Here is a 16422-nt window from a genome sequence, read left to right as displayed (position 1 = left end):
TGTATGATTGCCAAAGGGGGAAAATTTTTGAAATGTTTTCAAATAATACCTAACTTCACAAAAATAGGAAAAATTATTTTCTTTTGCTCATTTTCTTTCCAAAAAGGACTTAAAGAAACTATCAACTCATTGATAGGATTATAGCCATTGGTTTTTATAAATTTTCCTACACTTGACCAAGTATTTAGATACCCTTCTAACATAGCTAAGTCCCAAAAAAATTCCATTTGAAAATCAGGGTTTGCAATAGTTTGAAAGGGAAAAGGGATAGTTTGATAGGCTTCTTCTACATACTTGCGTTCTAAGTCCCAAAAACTACCTACTTTTTCTTTGTAAAACTCTCGTATGAGTTGGTCTATTTGGGGGGAAATCTGAAGTAAGTTGTAACCCCATACAGCAATAATTGCACCTTTTTTTGCAACTCGCTGTATTTCTTTGTAAAATAAATCAAAATTGAACCAATGAATCGCTTGCCCTACGGTGATGAGGTCAAAAGTATGCTTAGCAAAAGGAGTTTTATACTCATTACAGCAAAGATATTGGATATTAGGCAATCGTACAGCTTCGTCTAACTGTTTTTGGCTGATGTCAGTGGCATATACTTGCTCAAAAAAACTTGCCAATGCCTGTGCGACTTGCCCATTTCCCGTTCCTACATCCCACGCATTTTGTTTATTCCCAACGTATTGGAAGATAAAACTGTAGAGTTCCTCCGGATAAGTAGGGCGAAATTGAGCATACTGCTTAGCGTTTCTGGAAAAAAGGTCTTTCATCTAACTTGATTATTTGTCTGCCTCTTTCAAAGCATTTATTAAAATCTCTATGTCTTTCTCATCATTGTATAGATGCGGCGAAATCCTAATAGCTGAGCCTCTGAATGATACAGAAATGCGATGTTTGGAAAAAACTTCTTTTACTTTTTCCATTGCAATATTTTGAGGCAAGCGTATGCCAAACAAGTGTGCTACCCTATAATCCTCTTGCTCAAATATATAGCCTAACTTTTCTAATTCAGTAAAAAGAGGTAAAGTAAGATTTTTGCAATAGGCTTGTATTTCAGTGGGTCGCCAATCAATCACTTGACTTACTCCTGCTATCATCATAGGCACGAGGAAAGGGTTACTTCGTCCTCCCATATCATAGCGAGCTGCAAAACCCTCGTATTCATCTTCGTACTCTACCAATCTGCTGAAGTCTTCACTACCTTTGCGAGCTAACCAGACCTCTTCCAGAGGTTTTTTCCCGTCAAAATACTCTCCATAGTAAGACAAACAAGAGGTATAACCACTCATCAGCCACTTGTACCCAGCACATACCAAAGCATCTGCTTGGATAGCCTGAATATCAAAAGGATAAGCGCCCACGCTTTGTGTGCCGTCTATGACAAGAATTGCACCTACTTCTCTGCTTCTTTGGCGAATAGCTAAGAGGTCAAAACGCGTGCCGTCTGCCCAGTGAACGTTGGGCAAAGCTACCATAACTGTATCTTTATCAATCGCCTCGAGCAGATGCTGATTCCATTCTTTTCCTCTCGTTTTGGATTCATTATTGGGAGCGATAGTCTTGATTTTCAAGCCTTTTTCTTTAGCTAAGGCTCTCCAAGGATAAACATTGCTCGGGAACTGCTCTGCGGCTACCACAATATTTTGCCCTGCTTTACAGTCAAGATTTTTTGCGACGACAGCCATGCCATAGGACACTGCTGGCTGGATAGCGATGCGCTGCGAGTTATCTGCATGGATTAGTTGGGCAAATAACTTTTTTAGTTGATTGCTATGGACAAAAAAATCTTCGGGCTTAATCTCAGTAGGAGTTCTTCTTTTTTGAATCCCTTGAATACCTGCCTCTTCTACACTCTTCAGCAGGGGCGACATATAGGCACAGTTCAAATAGCAAATGTCAGGACTGAGCGTAAATAGATGTTTTTGACAAGAAAGCATGATGTAGATATGATTAGAAACTATAGATTATAAATCAAACCATTCAATTTTGATTCTGATGAAAGTGCAATTTGTGAAAATATCGGACTACAAGCAAGATTTTTTGCCTTTTATATTTTACCATTCCAAAAAATATGTAACTTTAAAATTTGATTCTGAAAAAGTATAAAATAAAAACTTACTGCCTGTAAAAGCCTTATAGATATGAATAAAGAACTTGGTAAAATACTAATCATTGATGATAATGAGGACATCTTGCTCGCTGCAAAACTTTTACTGAAAAAACATGCCCACTTTGTACAAATAGAAAAGAACCCTCAAAAAATTCCTTTTTTGCTTAATCAGGAAAAGTACGACGCTATTCTGTTAGACATGAATTTTACCAAAGATATTACCACAGGCAAAGAGGGTTTTTACTGGTTAGAGCAGATTTTGGAAAGAGACCCTACCGCCGCAGTGATTATGATTACGGCTTATGGCGATGTGGAAATGGCGGTGCGTGCTTTGAAGGAAGGAGCAACTGACTTTGTACTCAAACCATGGCAAAATGAAAAACTACTTGCCACCATAGAAAATGCCGTACAATCTAAGAAAGCAACCAAAAGTGGGCAAACACCTCCCAAAGAAAGTAAAAAAGATACTAAAAATGCAAGCAATCCTTTTGCAGGAATTATAGGGGAGAGTGAATCCATGAGAAATCTTTTTACTATCATTGGCAAGGTCGCCACTACTGACGCTAACATTCTCATTCTTGGGGAAAATGGGACAGGTAAAGAAGTGATAGCCAGAGCGATACACGCCGCTTCGCATCGCAAAGATAAAGTCTTTGTAAGCGTGGACATGGGAGCAGTTACAGAAACGCTTTTTGAAAGTGAACTTTTTGGTCATAAAAAAGGAGCATTTACAGACGCAAAAGAAGACCGTGCTGGTCGCTTTGAAGTAGCTAATGGAGGTACTTTGTTTTTAGATGAAATAGGGAACTTATCCATGTCTTTGCAATCCAAGTTGCTTACTGTACTCCAACGCAGAGAAATCACACGCGTAGGGGCTAATCAGGCTATTCCCATAGATATTCGCTTGATTTGTGCTACTAATATGCCACTTTACGATATGGTAGAGGACGGAGAGTTTCGCCAAGATTTGCTTTATCGTATTAATACTGTGGAACTTAGACTGCCTCCATTGCGAGAAAGAGAAGATGATATTCCTACGCTTGCCAACTACTATATTAATGTGTATTGTGAAAAGTACAAAGTCCCTCAAAAGACACTTTCACCAAGCACCATCAAAAAACTACAAAAGTATCATTGGCCCGGAAATATTCGCGAACTCCAACACGCCATAGAAAGAGCCATCATCATGAGCGATGACACCGTACTCCAACCCGGAGATTTTCTGTTCCTACTACAAAAAGAAGAAAGTGCCGAAATGGACATTCAAGACTTCAACTTGGAAAATGTAGAAAAATTAGTGATTCAAAAAGCTATTAGCAAACACGCAGGTAATATTTCCAAAGCCGCCAAAGAATTAGGACTTACTCGTGCTTCCTTGTACAGAAGATTAGAAAAGCACGGCTTGTAATGAGATGTTATACTCTTACATTTAAAACAGCATCAAGAGAAACTTGCTGGTTTCCCTTAATGTTTTTCTTATTTTTTAGAGAAAATCAAAAGAAAATCCTAATTTTATATTCTATCAAAATTATATATACTTATGATTGCTTATATTTTCTTTGGGGCATTCATTACTCTTATTTTTTTGTTCTTTTTTGCTCGTTATCGCAGAGAAAAGTGGCTTGATAGTCAAGAACAGGAATTAGAAAGAAATCCTGAGGCTATTTTTACTATCGTCAGTAAAAATGCCGAGCCAATAGGTGGTTTGAAAGAGATGTACCAATTTTTTAAAGCTAATCTGCATTATCCTGAGCAAGCCAAAGAGGAGGGCATAGCTGGCAGAGTTTACATCGAGTTTATTGTGGAAAAAGATGGAGTGCTATCTAACTTATACGCTATCAGAACAATAGGAGCGGGCTGTGAAGAAGAAGCTATCAGACTAATCCAAGCCTATGGAAGTTGGACACCTGCCGAAATCAGAGGGAAAATAGTAAGGCAAAGAATGATTATTCCAATTATTTTTAAGTTAAAAAATTGATAGAAATGGAAACTTTAGTAGAAATACCTCAAGCACTTATCTATGAAGTCATAAATGGGAAACCTATTTATGACAAAAACTACAAGAAAGTGCTACATGAAGGGGCTACTCAGGTAAAGCCTTGGCTTACTTACGGTTGGGAAAGTACTATTTCCCTTTTTGATAACTATGAGTTGAATCTTGCTAAATTAATCAAACAAAGTGAATTATTCTAAATACTATTCAAAAATAACCTAAACCATTTTTTAAAACCATGACAAACATAGATGACTTGGACGTAATATATAAGTTGGAGGACTCTCGCTCACCGATGAGCAAGGGCAAGGTGTACCTCATTGCGGCGGGTGTTTTTGCTGTATTGGGCTTTGTATTCTCAGGGCTAATTGCTATGGGCATGTGGGGCTTGGCGTTACTCTCTGTGGGGATTTTCGCTGCCAACTACTTCTCAAGTGATAGCCCTATTACTATTCTGACGAGAGATAAAATCATCAGCAAGACCAAAGCAGGGGAAAAATCGGTTTTCCTTTCTGAAATTATCAAAGCAGAACTGAACTACACCGAAAATGGTAGAATGAAAAAAGTCAATATTTTTGAGGCAGACACCTTCTCGGCAGATGAAAAAAGTATGCTATCTATTGTAGATACAGATAATAAACGCGTAGAAGTAAGGGCAGAGCATTATAATCTGAGTGATTTTATTTCCTTTTTAGATGTTTTTAAGGTGGAAGGTAAGCAAAGTAGATTAGTTACACATCACAGCTACGATTCCCTGATAAGTCAGAATGACAATTACCTCAAACAAGACTACAAACTCAAAGAAGAATTGGACAAAACTCTTATGGAAGCCTACAAAGCCCTTTACAACGAAAGAGGGGAAATGTATGTAAAAAGTAATCCTCAAGCCAAAGTGTTATATGAATACCGTAAAAATCAGAATGACATGGGCATTTATTTCTTGGACAATGATTATAAAGAAGGCTTACAAATAGCTGATATAGAGGGAGGTAAGATTTTAATTCAAAATGCACAAAAAAATATGGAAGTCGTAAATACACGTATTGCTTATTACAAGCAAATTTCTGGTAAACTTCAACAGATGAAATCCGCCTACGAAGCAAGGATGAAAATGAACAAAATTACAGCCAAGTTAGACAACCTTCAAGACCAAAATAACGTTCAAAAAGAGGCAAGTGATGAATATAACTTTCAAGTGGAAACGCTTAAACAATTAGAGGAACTTACTTTGGAAGTGCATAGCTTAGATATGTTGGAAAAAACCACTTTGTTACAGGAAAAAGCGGCGATTTTGGGGGAAAGTAGGTAAGAAAGCAAAAAACTATAAAACTTTTTTCCAAAGATTTGAATTAATTGTTTTTTTTCACTTATTTAAAGTCCTGAATTAATTGGGTAATTTTTCTACCCCTTAGTCAATAATTTATCTTTAAACCTATTTAAAATAGACACACTAAACAACAAGAATGAATATGAGCAATTTTCAAAAAGTAAAGTTTTACCTGCAAGAACTCGGCTACGATATAACTACAGAAGACCAAGCAGATGAAGTTTTTGTAATCAACGCACCAGAAGATGGAGTACAAAACTTAGTCATAGATTGCGAGCCTCCTATTCTTATTATCGAGCAGTTTTTATTTTCTTTGAATAAAGACAATCCAGAAATTTTTAAAAATCTCTTGCAAAAAAATAGAGAAATCGTACATGGTGCTTTTGCTCTTGACGACTCTGGAACGAAAGTGGTATTCAGAGATACGCTCCAACTGGAAAACTTAGACCTCAACGAGTTAGAAGGTTCGCTTAACTCTCTTAAATTACTGGTAGCAGAATATTCAGGTACACTCTTGGAATTTGCAAGATAAACTTTATGTAAAATAAAGTGTTTCCAGTGTTAAGACATAGTAAATCAAAATTATCATTCAACAACACCAAATATACTTATGGGAATCTTTAATCGAATATTCAATATAGGCAAATCAGAAGTACACAGTGCCTTAGATAAGTTGGAAGACCCTATCAAGATGACAGAACAAGGGATTCGCGACTTGAAAACTGACCTGAATAAGAGTTTGCAAGGATTAGCAGAAATCAAAGCCTTAGCGATTCGTGCAAAAAATGATAATGCTAAGTTTTCTAATGATGCCAAACAATACGAGCAGAAAGCTATTATGTTATTGCAAAAAGCACAAGCAGGGCAACTTTCACCTCAGGAGGCTGACCGTTTGGCAGGGGAGATGCTGAAGATGAAAGAGAACGCTGATGCAGAGGCACAACGTACTGCCAAAGAAATGGTGCAGCATGAAAATGCAGTAGCTACTATGGAGCAGAACATCAATAAGTTGAAATCCAAGATTACTACTTATGAAAATGAACTCCGTACACTGAAAGCAAGAGCTAAAGTAAGCGAAGCTACTAAGAAGATAAACAAGCAGTTAGCCCAAGTGGATTCAAGTAGTACTATCTCTATGTTAGAGCGTATGAAAGAAAAAGTAGCCCAAGACGAGGCTTTGGCAGAGTCTTACGGAGCAATTGCTTTGGAAAGTAAAAGTGTAAATGAGGAAGTAGAGGCTGTTCTTGGCTCTACCACTTCTTCAGATGCTTTGTTGGCACTCAAAGCTAAAATGGGATTGCTTGGCTCAGGGGAAACCACGACCACTAATGATGATGTACCACCACCACCTGCTTCTTAATTAATTTTATATCTAAATCCCTAAGAATTTTTGATAATTCTTAGGGATTTTCCATATTTTAATTAAATAAATCTGGGTCTCTTTCCAACATCAAAATTGCCTGCTGAGGAACGATATAGTATTTCTCATCTTTATAGATAACCTCATGTACTGCTTTTTGTAGAAAAATAGCTAAATCTCCTTCTCGGACTTGGAGGGGTATGTATTTTACTTTTTCTTCCTCTGACTTCCAAGGCTCATCAAGGCTATCAGACGGCAAAGCGTATCCCGGACCTACTTTCATGACATAACCGCTCTGTATTTTCTCTTGGTCTTGCACGCTTGGTGGCAAAAAAAGCCCACTCTTAGTAGTTTCTGAAGGTGACTTAGGTTTAATTAATACTCTATCGCCTATAATAATGAGGTTACGTAGCTTATTTTCTTTTGTTTGTTCTATCATGCGCATCAACTTAAAATTTCATACAAACATTATATTTTCTTTGGCAAAATGTTTGCAAATTTAACACCTTTATTTTCTATAAAAAGTGGAATAGCTTTTGAAACTTTTTTCTAAATTTGTTAAACTACTTTCTATCCGTGTATAGCTATGTCAAATAAAAAATTTCTTTTTGCTTTTCTGTGTTTCATTTTATTAACTTGCCATGCGTGCAAAGAAGGGCAACCTACCGCAGTATTAGAAGTGTATGTGCTTGATGTACTTGGTAATAGGGTAGAAAATGCTAAAGTAAATATTTATAAGTTCAAAGAAGATTGGGAAAAAGAACAAAATGCCCTCAAACCAGAAGAAGTTACCACTACCACGGGGCTGGTTCGCTTTGTAAATTTAGAAGAAGGGGCTTATTACATAGATGTACAAAGCAGGACACAAAATAACTGGGAAGGGAAAATAGAAACTACGGTGCAGTCTATTGGTGCCTTTTATGTCAATACAGAGTTTATCATTGTCAAAGAGAGCAGGTCTGGCGATGTAGCCCAAGCCAATGGCAGAAGGTGGAGAGCGATTTCCTTGTTCCAATTGGGTAAAACTACGCCTGTAGAGCAATTAGAACCTGTTTTTAGGTGTACCTACGATAACTTATTAATCTTTTATAAAGGAGGTACTTATGCAATAGAGGGTAGGGGAGTAAAATGTCGAGCAGATGAGCCAGCCATTGTAGAGCGTGGGACTTGGAGATTCAACGAGGCAGGGACAGTGCTGACTTTGAGAAGTAGTAATAGAGAAGTAAACTGGGCTGTATTGGAGTCTTCTCCTAATCGTGTGGTCTTCCAAGAATCCATACTTACTATACTTGGAGTAGTAAATATAGATGTTACTTATGTACTTGCTACAGATTAAAAAGTCTTATTTTTCTTTTTTTCGTAAAAATTATATATTTCTGAAAAATCAAAACAAAATATAATTAGCTTATTATGAAATCATTACAAAAATATTTACTTGTTATTTTTTGTATTTTTTCCTTATTTTCTTGTGGAGGAAATAGCTCTCAAAGCGAAAGTACAGATACCAATACAGAGGTTCAGAAAGCAAGTTTTGCACAAGGTTGCAATTTAGACAAGGCAGAGTTTGACAAAGCAGAAGTCTTTGAGCCTTTGGCATCAAGTCTGCCAGAAAATCAGCAATCAGGTAGAGTAAGCCTTTTGCAATATGCCCCTAAAAGAATGAGTCAGGGTAGGCAAGGCTCTTGTACTGCTTGGGCAAGTGCCTATGCTGCCGCTACTATCTTGCACGCTGCTGCCTCTGGCGAAGACCCCAATAAGATTGCCTTCAGTCCTTCTTTCGTCTATAACCAAATTACCAGAGGAAACTGTACGGGTACGCATATAGGGCAGACCTTAGACAAGTTAAGCAAAGAAGGTACTCTTACTTTGGCAGAGTTTCCTTATACAGATAGGTCTTGCAGTACTACGCCGGATAGACAACAAATGCAAAGAGCCGTAAACTACAAGCTACGGGGTTACAATCGTCTGACACTCAAACATGATGATTATAAGGTAGATATTAATGCCATCAAACAGAATATTGCCCAAGGCGCACCTGTAGTAGTGGGCATGGCAGTAGGGGGAACTTTTTATGATGTGGTAGGCACAGATACTTGGATTCCTACACAAAGAGACCGCGCCGCCTTGAAGCGTAGCTTAGACGGAAGCATAGTAGATGACGGCGGAAGCGATAGTTTTGGCGGTCATGCGATGTGTATAGTGGGTTATGATGACAATTACCAAGGGGGAGCTTTTCAAATTATGAACTCTTGGGGTGAGAACTGGGGAGATAAAGGTGTCTTTTGGATGAAATATGCAGATTTTGAGTATTTTACCAATGCTTTCTATGGAGAGGCTTACGGAATGTATCCACTGCCAAAGAAAAATAAAGAGTTTGATTTTGAGTGTGCGATTGGTTTATTAGAAAATCAAACCCAGACCTATTTCCCTTTCAAGTCTAAAGGTGGCAATGTTTTTGAAACTACCAAAGTTATTCCACAAAGCACCAAATTCAAGATTGCAGTCAAAAATGGGGTAGAGTGTTATACCTATGTATTTGGACAAGAAACCAATGGCACAAGTTATGTGCTTTTTCCCTATACAGAAAAACACTCTGCTTTCATGGGCATAGTAGGAGCGAGGCTATTTCCCAAAGACTATTCTTTGCAACTGGACAATGTAGGGACAAAAGATGTAATGGCAGTAATTTTTACAAAAGAAAAGATAGATTACCAAGCACTAAATCAGAAAATTAGCCAGAGTAAAGCTAGCACCTACCAAGCTAAAATAGCAGATGCTTTAGGTAATACAGCCGTACAAAACGTTAGGTTCAATGGTGGCGATAAAATCTATTTTAGTGCTAAAAGTGAAGGCAAAAATGCAGTAGCAGTTGTTTTTGAAATCAATAAAAAGTAAGCAACTATTTAGGTAGTACTTAATTGTACATTGATTTTGGCATTGATATTAAGCAAAGCTTGAAATAGGTTTAGCCTTTGTTTTCTGAGCGTAGTCATCACCCCTTGCAAGCCAGCAGATACTTCTGCCCCGTGCAGGGTTTTTAAACACATCGCCCCTTTTGCTTGATTTTGAACAGCCTGCTCAGCCATATTGTTGGTAAAGGAGGCTTCTTTCACACAAGCAAAAGCAAAGTACTTTCGTTTGGTAAGTTTGCAAACAGTTCAAAAGACTTCTATCTTTGCTGTCTTTGGGTTTGCCCCTTGCTCTTTTTTCAGCAGACGGTTCTTCTCGGTCTGCTTGCTGACAAATCCCCTCATATTGCTGTTTTCAAGCCTGAAAATCCTCTACTACTCCCTTTCCCTGCTGGCTTGGAAGAGGCTTGGTAAAAAATCGCTCATCTTCTTCGTCCACTGGCTTCCTTGTTCGCTGACTGCTTTTAACTCCCGTAGCAGATGTGCATTACAAAGAGCGTGTTGACAAGTATCAAAGCTAAAATAGCTTGACCAGCAATGACGAACCACATAGCCCCCCAAGAAAGGTAATAAAGACACTTCACTTGCTAATGTCTTTTTCCCTCTTTTTTGATGCACAAAAATACAACACCCTAACTCATTGTAAACCGTATGGAACCACTTGTGGCTTGCCTACTTGTTTGGGTAAGACGGCAGTTATTTTCTTTTTCTTATAGTCATCACTGCTCAAGCATTTATCTTGTTTTATTTGTGTATGGTTTTAAGTGACAAAGTTCAGCCTTTTGTTTTATCTAAAAAAACTTCAGGTAGAGTATATAATTAATTTTTTTATTTATGTATTTTTCAAAAGCAAATTTTTAACTTAGCAACGATAAGTTTTTTATTTGCTTTAAAACCTTATTTTTTTAGTAAAATATGAAAGTAGGCGTATTACTATCAGGGTGTGGAGTGTATGATGGCACAGAAATCCACGAAGCAGTACTTACCTTGCTTGCTTTGGAAAAAGCAGGGGCAGAAACTATTTGTATAGCTCCTGATATAGACCAATATCACGTAGTCAATCACTTGACGGGAGAAGAAATGCCTGAGAAAAGAAACGTATTGGTAGAATCGGCTCGGATTGCGAGAGGGAAAATTACTCCTTTAGACCAAGTTAATATAGAGGAGTTAGATGCTTTAGCTATGCCCGGTGGATTTGGAACGGCTAAAAACTTTACAAATTGGGCGTTTAAGGGGGCAGAAAGCCAGATTCATGAAGGCGTAAAGCAACTTATCAGAGAAATGATACATGAAAATAAGCCCATTGCGGCGGTTTGTATGTCGCCCACTACGCTGGCAAAGGCATTGGAAGGTACAGGTATCAAGGCTGTTCTTACCGTAGGGAATACAGATAAGGCTTCCCATTATGATATAGCAGGTATCTCTAAAGCTATGGAATCCATAGGAGCAAAAGTCTTGATGTGTGATAATGAAGATGTAATAGAAGATGATATTAACAATATCGTTACTTCGCCTTGTTACATGATGGACGTTTCTATTGTAGAAGTGTATAAAGGAATCCAGAAAACAGTGAGCAAACTTGTGGAAATGGTCGTTTTGCAAAATGAAAGTGATGGGGAATAATCAATAAAAAAGAGAGAAATATTGATTTCTCTCCATTTTACTAAAGCTATTTTCTACCTTCGCCTCTGCGTCCTTTTTTGTCTTTTCTTCTTTCTTTCATTTTCTCCCTGAATTGTTCTCTCTTATCATCGCGCATTTCGTCAAACTTAGTGTACTGCTCGGGGGTAAGAATTGCCTTCATGTCTTTGTCAAACTCCTCGGTGATTCCCTTTGCTTTTTCTATGTTTTCTTTGCGTTCACTTTGCTTTTCTGCTCTGAGTTTGTCCATCTGTTCTTTTCTTTTTTTGTTTGCTTCTTGGATTTTGGCTACCTGCTCCTCAGAGAGATTCAGTTCAGTTTTCCATTTTTGAATTTGAGCCTCTTTAATTTCGCCTCGCTCTCTCTTACCTTTCATGTCGGTATCTTGTGCAAATGACCCTAAACTTATGAATAAAAATAAGGCACAACCAATAAGATTTTTTACTAACATTGATTTTTTCATAGTATTTAATGATTTTAAATTTGTTTTTACTATTTAATTTTGCCTATTTGACTACATCAAAAATCAAAAGTTTAAAGCACAAGGTGTTAAATTCTTTTAAAAACTCCTAACATTTTTTTTATATCAGAGTTGTATAAGTTATTTGAATGACCAAATTCAACTTTTTAAACTAAAAATTACCTAATTTGTGAAAAAAGTAGCTTGGCGTAGCCCTTCCAATATAGCCTTAATCAAATACTGGGGCAAGCATGGAGTTCAACTTCCTCAAAATCCTTCTTTGAGTTTTACCTTGCAGTCCTCTTTTACCGAAACGCAAATTGCTTTTGCCGAAGCCAAAGGTTTGCAAATAGATTTTCATTTTGAAGGAAAGGAAAACGAAAAATTTAAACAAAAAATAGTCAATTTTATAAAATCTCTTGAAAATCAAGATAGTAACAAGTATGAGTTTCTCAAAAATATTTACTTAAAAATAGATTCTACTAATTCTTTCCCTCACTCAGTAGGTATTGCCTCCTCTGCCTCAAGCATGAGTGCTTTAGCTTTGTGCTTGTGTAGTATTGAGCAGGAAATCAAAGGATTAACCTTTGACTCTGCTTCTTTTTTTCGACAAGCCTCCTTTTTGGCTCGTTTGGCTTCGGGAAGCGCGTGCAGGTCGGTTTATGGCGGGGTAACAGTATGGGGAGAAACGCCTATTTTAACCGATGCTTCTGATGAGTATGCCATACCGTTTCCCTTTGACTTGCACCCTGTTTTTCAAGATTTTAGAGATAGCATTTTGATAGTAAGTTCTTCTGAAAAAAGCGTATCGAGCAGAGCAGGACACGCACTCATGAACCATCACCCCTTTGCAGAGGTGCGCTATCAGCAAGCAAATACCAACCTTGCCGCTTTGATTGATGCTTTGAAAGTAGGCGATATGGAAAACTTTATCAAAATTGTAGAAAATGAGGCTTTGACTTTGCATGGCTTAATGATGAACTCAGAGCCTTCTTTTATCTTAATGCACCCTAATACCCTGAAAATCATAGAGAAAATCAGAGAGTTTAGACAAATTACGGGTTTATCCGTTTGCTTTACCTTAGATGCAGGACCCAACGTGCATCTGCTCTACCCTCAAAAAGAAGAATGGCGAATAAGGCAGTGGATTGAATACGAACTTTCTGCTTTTTGCGAAAATCGTTATTATATCCACGACCAAGTAGGCAAAGGGGCGGAACAAATAAAAGTATAACTAACTTAGAAAGAAATTTTAAACCATGATAGAATCACCTTTTTTTTACTCAAAAATCCTACTTTTTGGCGAATACAGCATCATTCTCCATTCTATGGGCTTAGCAGTGCCTTATCATCTTTTTGGTGGTCGTTTGGTGCTGAAGCACATCACCGATAGCTCCCGACGTATCCAACAGTCTAACAGAGAGTTAAAAGCATTTTGTGAATATATAGAGTATAAGACCCAACAAAATCAAATAGATGTAGATTTTGATTTTACCTCTTTGGAATTTGATATTGCACAAGGGCTTTATTTTCAGTCCAATATCCCGCAAGGCTTTGGGGTAGGGAGTTCTGGTGCATTGACCGCTGCACTTTACGAACGCTATGTATATGATAAAATAGATAGAAGCGGTATCCTGACCAACGAAGATATTTTAAAACTAAAACTCATTTTTGGGCAAATGGAATCGCATTTTCATGGCTCAAGCTCAGGAGTCGACCCTTTGATTTGTTACTTGAATCAGCCCTTGCTCATCAAGTCTAAAACGAGCATAGAAGCAGTAAAAATCCCTGAGTTTAATGGAGTAAAATACGAAAAAGAAATGGGAGCTATCTTTTTACTCAATACAAATCGCCCGCGTAAAACGGAGCCTTTGGTCAATCTTTTTTTAGAAAAATGCAAGCAAGAAGATTTTAAAAATCTCTGCAAGAATGAGTTAATGGTATATAACAATAACTGTATCCATTATTTTCTTTCAGGTGATTTTAAAAATTTGCTTATCGAGCTTAAAAAAGTGTCCAAATTCCAATTTGAGCATTTCCAACCTATGATTCCGCCTCTATACCGCCAAATTTGGCAATATGGCTTAGAAAGTGATAAATACTACCTCAAACTTTGTGGAGCAGGTGGTGGTGGCTTTATTTTGGGTTTTACTCCTCATTTTAACTCTATCCGTACTGCCTTAGCTGACTATCAGTTGAGAGTAGTGTATAAGCTATAAGTTAGTGAAGTACTCTTATTTGTTGAAACTTACCTAAAACTTTCCTACCTTTGTATCAAATAAGTTTTATTATCTCCATTACCATATTCGCTGACAAAGTTGGATTACTTAGACTCACTCAATGAGCCTCAAAGAGAGGCAGTTACTTATACTGAAGGTCCCCTGATGATTATTGCAGGAGCAGGCTCGGGCAAGACACGCGTGCTTACTTACCGCATTGCTTACCTTATGCAATTAGGGGTAGAGCCATTTCATATCTTGGCACTCACTTTTACCAATAAAGCGGCTCGAGAAATGAGGCAAAGAATAGAAAAGGTAGTGGGCAATGAGGCGCGTAACCTTTGGATGGGTACATTTCACTCTGTTTTTTCTAAGATTTTGCGAATAGAAGCAGAAAAATTGGGCTATACCAGCAATTTTACGATTTATGATACCGATGACTCCAAGTCCTTGATTAAGCAGATTTTAAAGGAGTTGAATCTCGATGACAAAATTTACAAGCCTTCCGTAGTGCTAAATCGAATCTCTGGAGCAAAAAATAGACTTATTTCTTGGCAAGCATACCTAAACAATCCCATTTTTTATGCAGAAGATGCCGCAGAAATGAAGCCTGAAATGGGTAGGATTTACAAAACTTATTGCGAAAGATGTTTTCAGGCAAATGCCATGGATTTTGATGATTTGCTGTTCAATACCAATGTGCTTTTTCGCGACCATATAGACGTACTGCACAAGTATCAGCACAAGTTTCGCTATGTACTCATAGATGAGTTTCAGGATACAAACCTTTCTCAGTACCTTATTACCAAGAAGTTAGCGGCAGTCAATCAAAATATTTGTGTGGTAGGTGATGATGCTCAAAGTATTTACGCCTTTCGTGGGGCAGATATTCAAAATATCTTGAACTTTGCCAAAGATTATCCTGACCTCAAAACAGTAAAGTTAGAACAAAACTATCGCTCTACTAAGACCATAGTTCATGTAGCTAATAAGGTCATTGAAAATAATAAAGACCAACTGAAAAAATTAGTTTGGACTGATAATGAGCAAGGCACGCATATAGTAGTACTAAAAGCGGCAACCGATAATGACGAAGGACAGCAAGTGGCTTATTCTCTTTTTGAGGAAAAAATGCAAAACCACTACCACAATAAGGACTTTGCAATTCTTTACCGAACCAACTACCAATCAAGGGCTTTCGAGGAGGCTTTGCGAAGGCAAGGTATCAAGTATAAGGTCTATGGTGGCTTGTCTTTTTACCAAAGAAAAGAAATCAAAGACCTCTTGGCGTACCTCCGTTTTGTGATTAATCCCAAAGATGAGGAGGCTTTTCGCAGGATTATTAACTTACCTAAAAGAGGAATAGGAGATACGACAGTACAAAAAATTGTGATAGCGGCACATGAGAATAATCTTTCACTTTGGGAAGTAGTCAGCGAGGCAAGCAAATATTTGGGTAAGGGGCGTAGCATCAGTCCGATAGAAGACTTTGCTTTGATGATTAAAGAATTTCAGATAGTTGTAGAGAAAAAAGATGCTTTCGAGGCAACCTCGCACATTGCCAAAGGCTCAGGATTGTTAAGGGAACTCTTTGAGGATAAGACAGTTGAGGGACGAGCAAGGTATGAAAACGTGCAAGAGTTGCTCAATGCTGTCAAGGAATTTGTCGATAATCCTGAAAAAGAAGATAAGAGTTTAATAGCTTTCTTGCAAGAAGTTGCCCTGATTACTACGGCAGATGAGAACGAAAGCAAAGACGGAGATGACGATTATGTTTCTTTGATGACCATTCATTCTGCCAAAGGCTTAGAGTTTAAGGTGGTCTATATCGTTGGTTTAGAGGAAGATTTGTTTCCTTCTCAAATGATGCTCTCGAGCCGAGCCGATTTGGAAGAGGAGAGAAGGTTATTTTATGTAGCTATTACGAGAGCAGAAAAAAAGTTATTTATTTCCTATGCCCTCCAACGCTACCGTTTTGGCAACTTGCGAATGTGTGAACCCAGTCGCTTTATAGATGAAATAGATGTGCAATATCTTACTACTAAAAATAATCGTTTTTCTACACTCAAAGGAGAAGATACGCTTACCAATTTTGGTAAACCTTTGGTACGAAAAGCAGATGATTTTAGCCCAAGTAAGCCAAGTATAAAGACCTATCCCCTCCAAAATCAAAAAAATCCTCAGAGAGAACATACCCCTTCTGCGAATTTTGTGGCTTCTAACCCTGCTAAGCTCCGAGAAGGCATGAAGGTAGAGCATCAAAAATTTGGCTTTGGTCGAGTATTGAAAATAGATAATCAAGGTACTGACAAGCGCGCCACTATCCTTTTTGACAATGCAGGAGAAAAAACGCTATTGCTGAGTTTTGCTAAGTTGATGATAATAGAATAGGAGAAAAGT

The 16422-nt window shown here is 37.8% G+C and carries 19 protein-coding genes; 13 read left to right on the top strand and 6 right to left on the bottom strand.

Features of this window, described 5'->3' with window-relative positions; all coding sequences use genetic code 11:
- Positions 1-38 precede the first annotated feature (38 nt).
- Positions 39-773: a class I SAM-dependent methyltransferase gene (locus BM141_RS04160; RefSeq protein ID WP_091540528.1), complete on the bottom strand. Its 735-nt coding sequence runs from the start codon at positions 771-773 to the stop codon at positions 39-41.
- 9 nt (positions 774-782) lie between these two features.
- On the bottom strand, positions 783-1940 hold the full coding sequence (locus BM141_RS04155) for an aminotransferase class V-fold PLP-dependent enzyme (RefSeq protein WP_091540525.1): 1158 nt from the start codon (positions 1938-1940) through the stop codon (positions 783-785).
- Between the two features lie 204 nt (positions 1941-2144).
- Between BM141_RS04155 and BM141_RS04150 the strand changes: the two genes are divergently transcribed.
- From BM141_RS04150 to BM141_RS04125, 6 genes are all read left to right on the top strand, one after another.
- Entirely contained in the window at positions 2145-3521 is a 1377-nt protein-coding gene (locus BM141_RS04150; RefSeq protein WP_091540522.1) for a sigma-54-dependent transcriptional regulator, read from the top strand.
- 132 nt (positions 3522-3653) lie between these two features.
- Positions 3654-4091 carry an energy transducer TonB gene (locus BM141_RS04145; protein WP_091540519.1) on the top strand — a complete coding sequence of 146 codons (438 nt, stop codon included), beginning with the start codon at positions 3654-3656 and terminating at the stop codon, positions 4089-4091.
- A 5-nt stretch (positions 4092-4096) separates the two neighbouring features.
- Positions 4097-4306 carry a hypothetical protein gene (locus BM141_RS04140; RefSeq protein ID WP_143090794.1) on the top strand — a complete coding sequence of 70 codons (210 nt, stop codon included), beginning with the start codon at positions 4097-4099 and terminating at the stop codon, positions 4304-4306.
- 38 nt (positions 4307-4344) lie between these two features.
- Positions 4345-5415, top strand: coding sequence for a hypothetical protein (locus BM141_RS04135; protein WP_091540512.1), 1071 nt, complete (start codon positions 4345-4347; stop codon positions 5413-5415).
- Between the two features lie 160 nt (positions 5416-5575).
- Positions 5576-5965 carry a YbjN domain-containing protein gene (locus BM141_RS04130; protein WP_091540758.1) on the top strand — a complete coding sequence of 130 codons (390 nt, stop codon included), beginning with the start codon at positions 5576-5578 and terminating at the stop codon, positions 5963-5965.
- 78 nt (positions 5966-6043) lie between these two features.
- The gene (locus BM141_RS04125) at positions 6044-6793 is read left to right on the top strand and encodes a PspA/IM30 family protein (protein ID WP_091540509.1); all 750 of its coding nucleotides are present in this window, start codon (positions 6044-6046) and stop codon (positions 6791-6793) included.
- Between the two features lie 58 nt (positions 6794-6851).
- Here BM141_RS04125 and BM141_RS04120 read toward each other — a convergent pair whose 3' ends face one another.
- Positions 6852-7232: a co-chaperone GroES gene (locus BM141_RS04120; protein WP_091540755.1), complete on the bottom strand. Its 381-nt coding sequence runs from the start codon at positions 7230-7232 to the stop codon at positions 6852-6854.
- Between the two features lie 147 nt (positions 7233-7379).
- Here BM141_RS04120 and BM141_RS04115 point away from each other — a divergent pair, with 147 nt between their 5' ends.
- Together BM141_RS04115 and BM141_RS04110 are read left to right on the top strand one after the other, a co-directional pair.
- Positions 7380-8129 (top strand): hypothetical protein, encoded by a 750-nt coding sequence (locus tag BM141_RS04115; protein ID WP_091540506.1) that lies wholly within the window; start codon positions 7380-7382, stop codon positions 8127-8129.
- A 74-nt stretch (positions 8130-8203) separates the two neighbouring features.
- Positions 8204-9688 (top strand): C1 family peptidase, encoded by a 1485-nt coding sequence (locus tag BM141_RS04110; RefSeq protein WP_091540503.1) that lies wholly within the window; start codon positions 8204-8206, stop codon positions 9686-9688.
- Between the two features lie 8 nt (positions 9689-9696).
- On the opposite strand, the gene BM141_RS04105 is transcribed toward BM141_RS04110, so the two are convergent.
- Positions 9697-9906: a hypothetical protein gene (locus tag BM141_RS04105; protein WP_091540501.1), complete on the bottom strand. Its 210-nt coding sequence runs from the start codon at positions 9904-9906 to the stop codon at positions 9697-9699.
- An 84-nt stretch (positions 9907-9990) separates the two neighbouring features.
- Here BM141_RS04105 and BM141_RS23630 point away from each other — a divergent pair, with 84 nt between their 5' ends.
- The gene (locus tag BM141_RS23630) at positions 9991-10116 is read left to right on the top strand and encodes a hypothetical protein (RefSeq protein WP_262509447.1); all 126 of its coding nucleotides are present in this window, start codon (positions 9991-9993) and stop codon (positions 10114-10116) included.
- Here BM141_RS23630 and BM141_RS23755 read toward each other — a convergent pair.
- The gene (locus tag BM141_RS23755) at positions 10078-10320 is read right to left on the bottom strand and encodes an IS66 family transposase (protein WP_394331672.1); all 243 of its coding nucleotides are present in this window, start codon (positions 10318-10320) and stop codon (positions 10078-10080) included. The two genes, BM141_RS23630 and BM141_RS23755, sit on opposite strands and share 39 nt — an antisense overlap.
- A gap of 297 nt (positions 10321-10617) precedes the next feature.
- On the opposite strand from BM141_RS23755, the gene elbB reads away from it, so the two are divergent.
- Complete coding sequence (gene elbB / locus BM141_RS04095) at positions 10618-11325, top strand: isoprenoid biosynthesis glyoxalase ElbB (protein WP_091540494.1); 708 nt, start codon at positions 10618-10620, stop codon at positions 11323-11325.
- Between the two features lie 46 nt (positions 11326-11371).
- Here elbB and BM141_RS04090 read toward each other — a convergent pair whose 3' ends face one another.
- Positions 11372-11806: a hypothetical protein gene (locus tag BM141_RS04090; protein WP_143090793.1), complete on the bottom strand. Its 435-nt coding sequence runs from the start codon at positions 11804-11806 to the stop codon at positions 11372-11374.
- A gap of 187 nt (positions 11807-11993) precedes the next feature.
- Between BM141_RS04090 and mvaD the strand changes: the two genes are divergently transcribed.
- The 3 genes from mvaD (at position 11994) to BM141_RS04075 (ending at position 16413) form a co-directional block, all read left to right on the top strand.
- Positions 11994-13037: a diphosphomevalonate decarboxylase gene (mvaD, locus tag BM141_RS04085; protein ID WP_091540488.1), complete on the top strand. Its 1044-nt coding sequence runs from the start codon at positions 11994-11996 to the stop codon at positions 13035-13037.
- A 25-nt stretch (positions 13038-13062) separates the two neighbouring features.
- Positions 13063-14022: a GHMP family kinase ATP-binding protein gene (locus tag BM141_RS04080; RefSeq protein ID WP_245763972.1), complete on the top strand. Its 960-nt coding sequence runs from the start codon at positions 13063-13065 to the stop codon at positions 14020-14022.
- A 99-nt stretch (positions 14023-14121) separates the two neighbouring features.
- The gene (locus BM141_RS04075) at positions 14122-16413 is read left to right on the top strand and encodes an ATP-dependent helicase (RefSeq protein WP_091540484.1); all 2292 of its coding nucleotides are present in this window, start codon (positions 14122-14124) and stop codon (positions 16411-16413) included.
- The last annotated feature ends 9 nt before the right edge of the window (positions 16414-16422 follow it).

Source organism: Thermoflexibacter ruber (genome assembly GCF_900113045.1).
Taxonomy (GTDB): Bacteria; Bacteroidota; Bacteroidia; order Cytophagales; family Thermoflexibacteraceae; genus Thermoflexibacter; species Thermoflexibacter ruber.
Note: the sequence above shows the minus strand (reverse complement) of the source record. Positions and strands in the feature narration are given on the sequence as shown.

Excerpts from the sequence above, each read along its gene's own strand:
- BM141_RS04160 (WP_091540528.1), bottom strand. The coding sequence starts at position 773 with ATGAAAGACCTTTTTTCCAGAAACGCTAAGCAGTATGCTCAATTTCGC.
- BM141_RS04155 (WP_091540525.1), bottom strand. The coding sequence starts at position 1,940 with ATGCTTTCTTGTCAAAAACATCTATTTACGCTCAGTCCTGACATTTGC.
- BM141_RS04150 (WP_091540522.1), top strand. The coding sequence starts at position 2,145 with ATGAATAAAGAACTTGGTAAAATACTAATCATTGATGATAATGAGGAC.
- BM141_RS04145 (WP_091540519.1), top strand. The coding sequence starts at position 3,654 with ATGATTGCTTATATTTTCTTTGGGGCATTCATTACTCTTATTTTTTTG.
- BM141_RS04140 (WP_143090794.1), top strand. The coding sequence starts at position 4,097 with ATGGAAACTTTAGTAGAAATACCTCAAGCACTTATCTATGAAGTCATA.
- BM141_RS04135 (WP_091540512.1), top strand. The coding sequence starts at position 4,345 with ATGACAAACATAGATGACTTGGACGTAATATATAAGTTGGAGGACTCT.
- BM141_RS04130 (WP_091540758.1), top strand. The coding sequence starts at position 5,576 with ATGAGCAATTTTCAAAAAGTAAAGTTTTACCTGCAAGAACTCGGCTAC.
- BM141_RS04125 (WP_091540509.1), top strand. The coding sequence starts at position 6,044 with ATGGGAATCTTTAATCGAATATTCAATATAGGCAAATCAGAAGTACAC.
- BM141_RS04120 (WP_091540755.1), bottom strand. The coding sequence starts at position 7,232 with ATGATAGAACAAACAAAAGAAAATAAGCTACGTAACCTCATTATTATA.
- BM141_RS04115 (WP_091540506.1), top strand. The coding sequence starts at position 7,380 with ATGTCAAATAAAAAATTTCTTTTTGCTTTTCTGTGTTTCATTTTATTA.
- BM141_RS04110 (WP_091540503.1), top strand. The coding sequence starts at position 8,204 with ATGAAATCATTACAAAAATATTTACTTGTTATTTTTTGTATTTTTTCC.
- elbB (WP_091540494.1), top strand. The coding sequence starts at position 10,618 with ATGAAAGTAGGCGTATTACTATCAGGGTGTGGAGTGTATGATGGCACA.
- BM141_RS04090 (WP_143090793.1), bottom strand. The coding sequence starts at position 11,806 with ATGAAAAAATCAATGTTAGTAAAAAATCTTATTGGTTGTGCCTTATTT.
- BM141_RS04080 (WP_245763972.1), top strand. The coding sequence starts at position 13,063 with ATGATAGAATCACCTTTTTTTTACTCAAAAATCCTACTTTTTGGCGAA.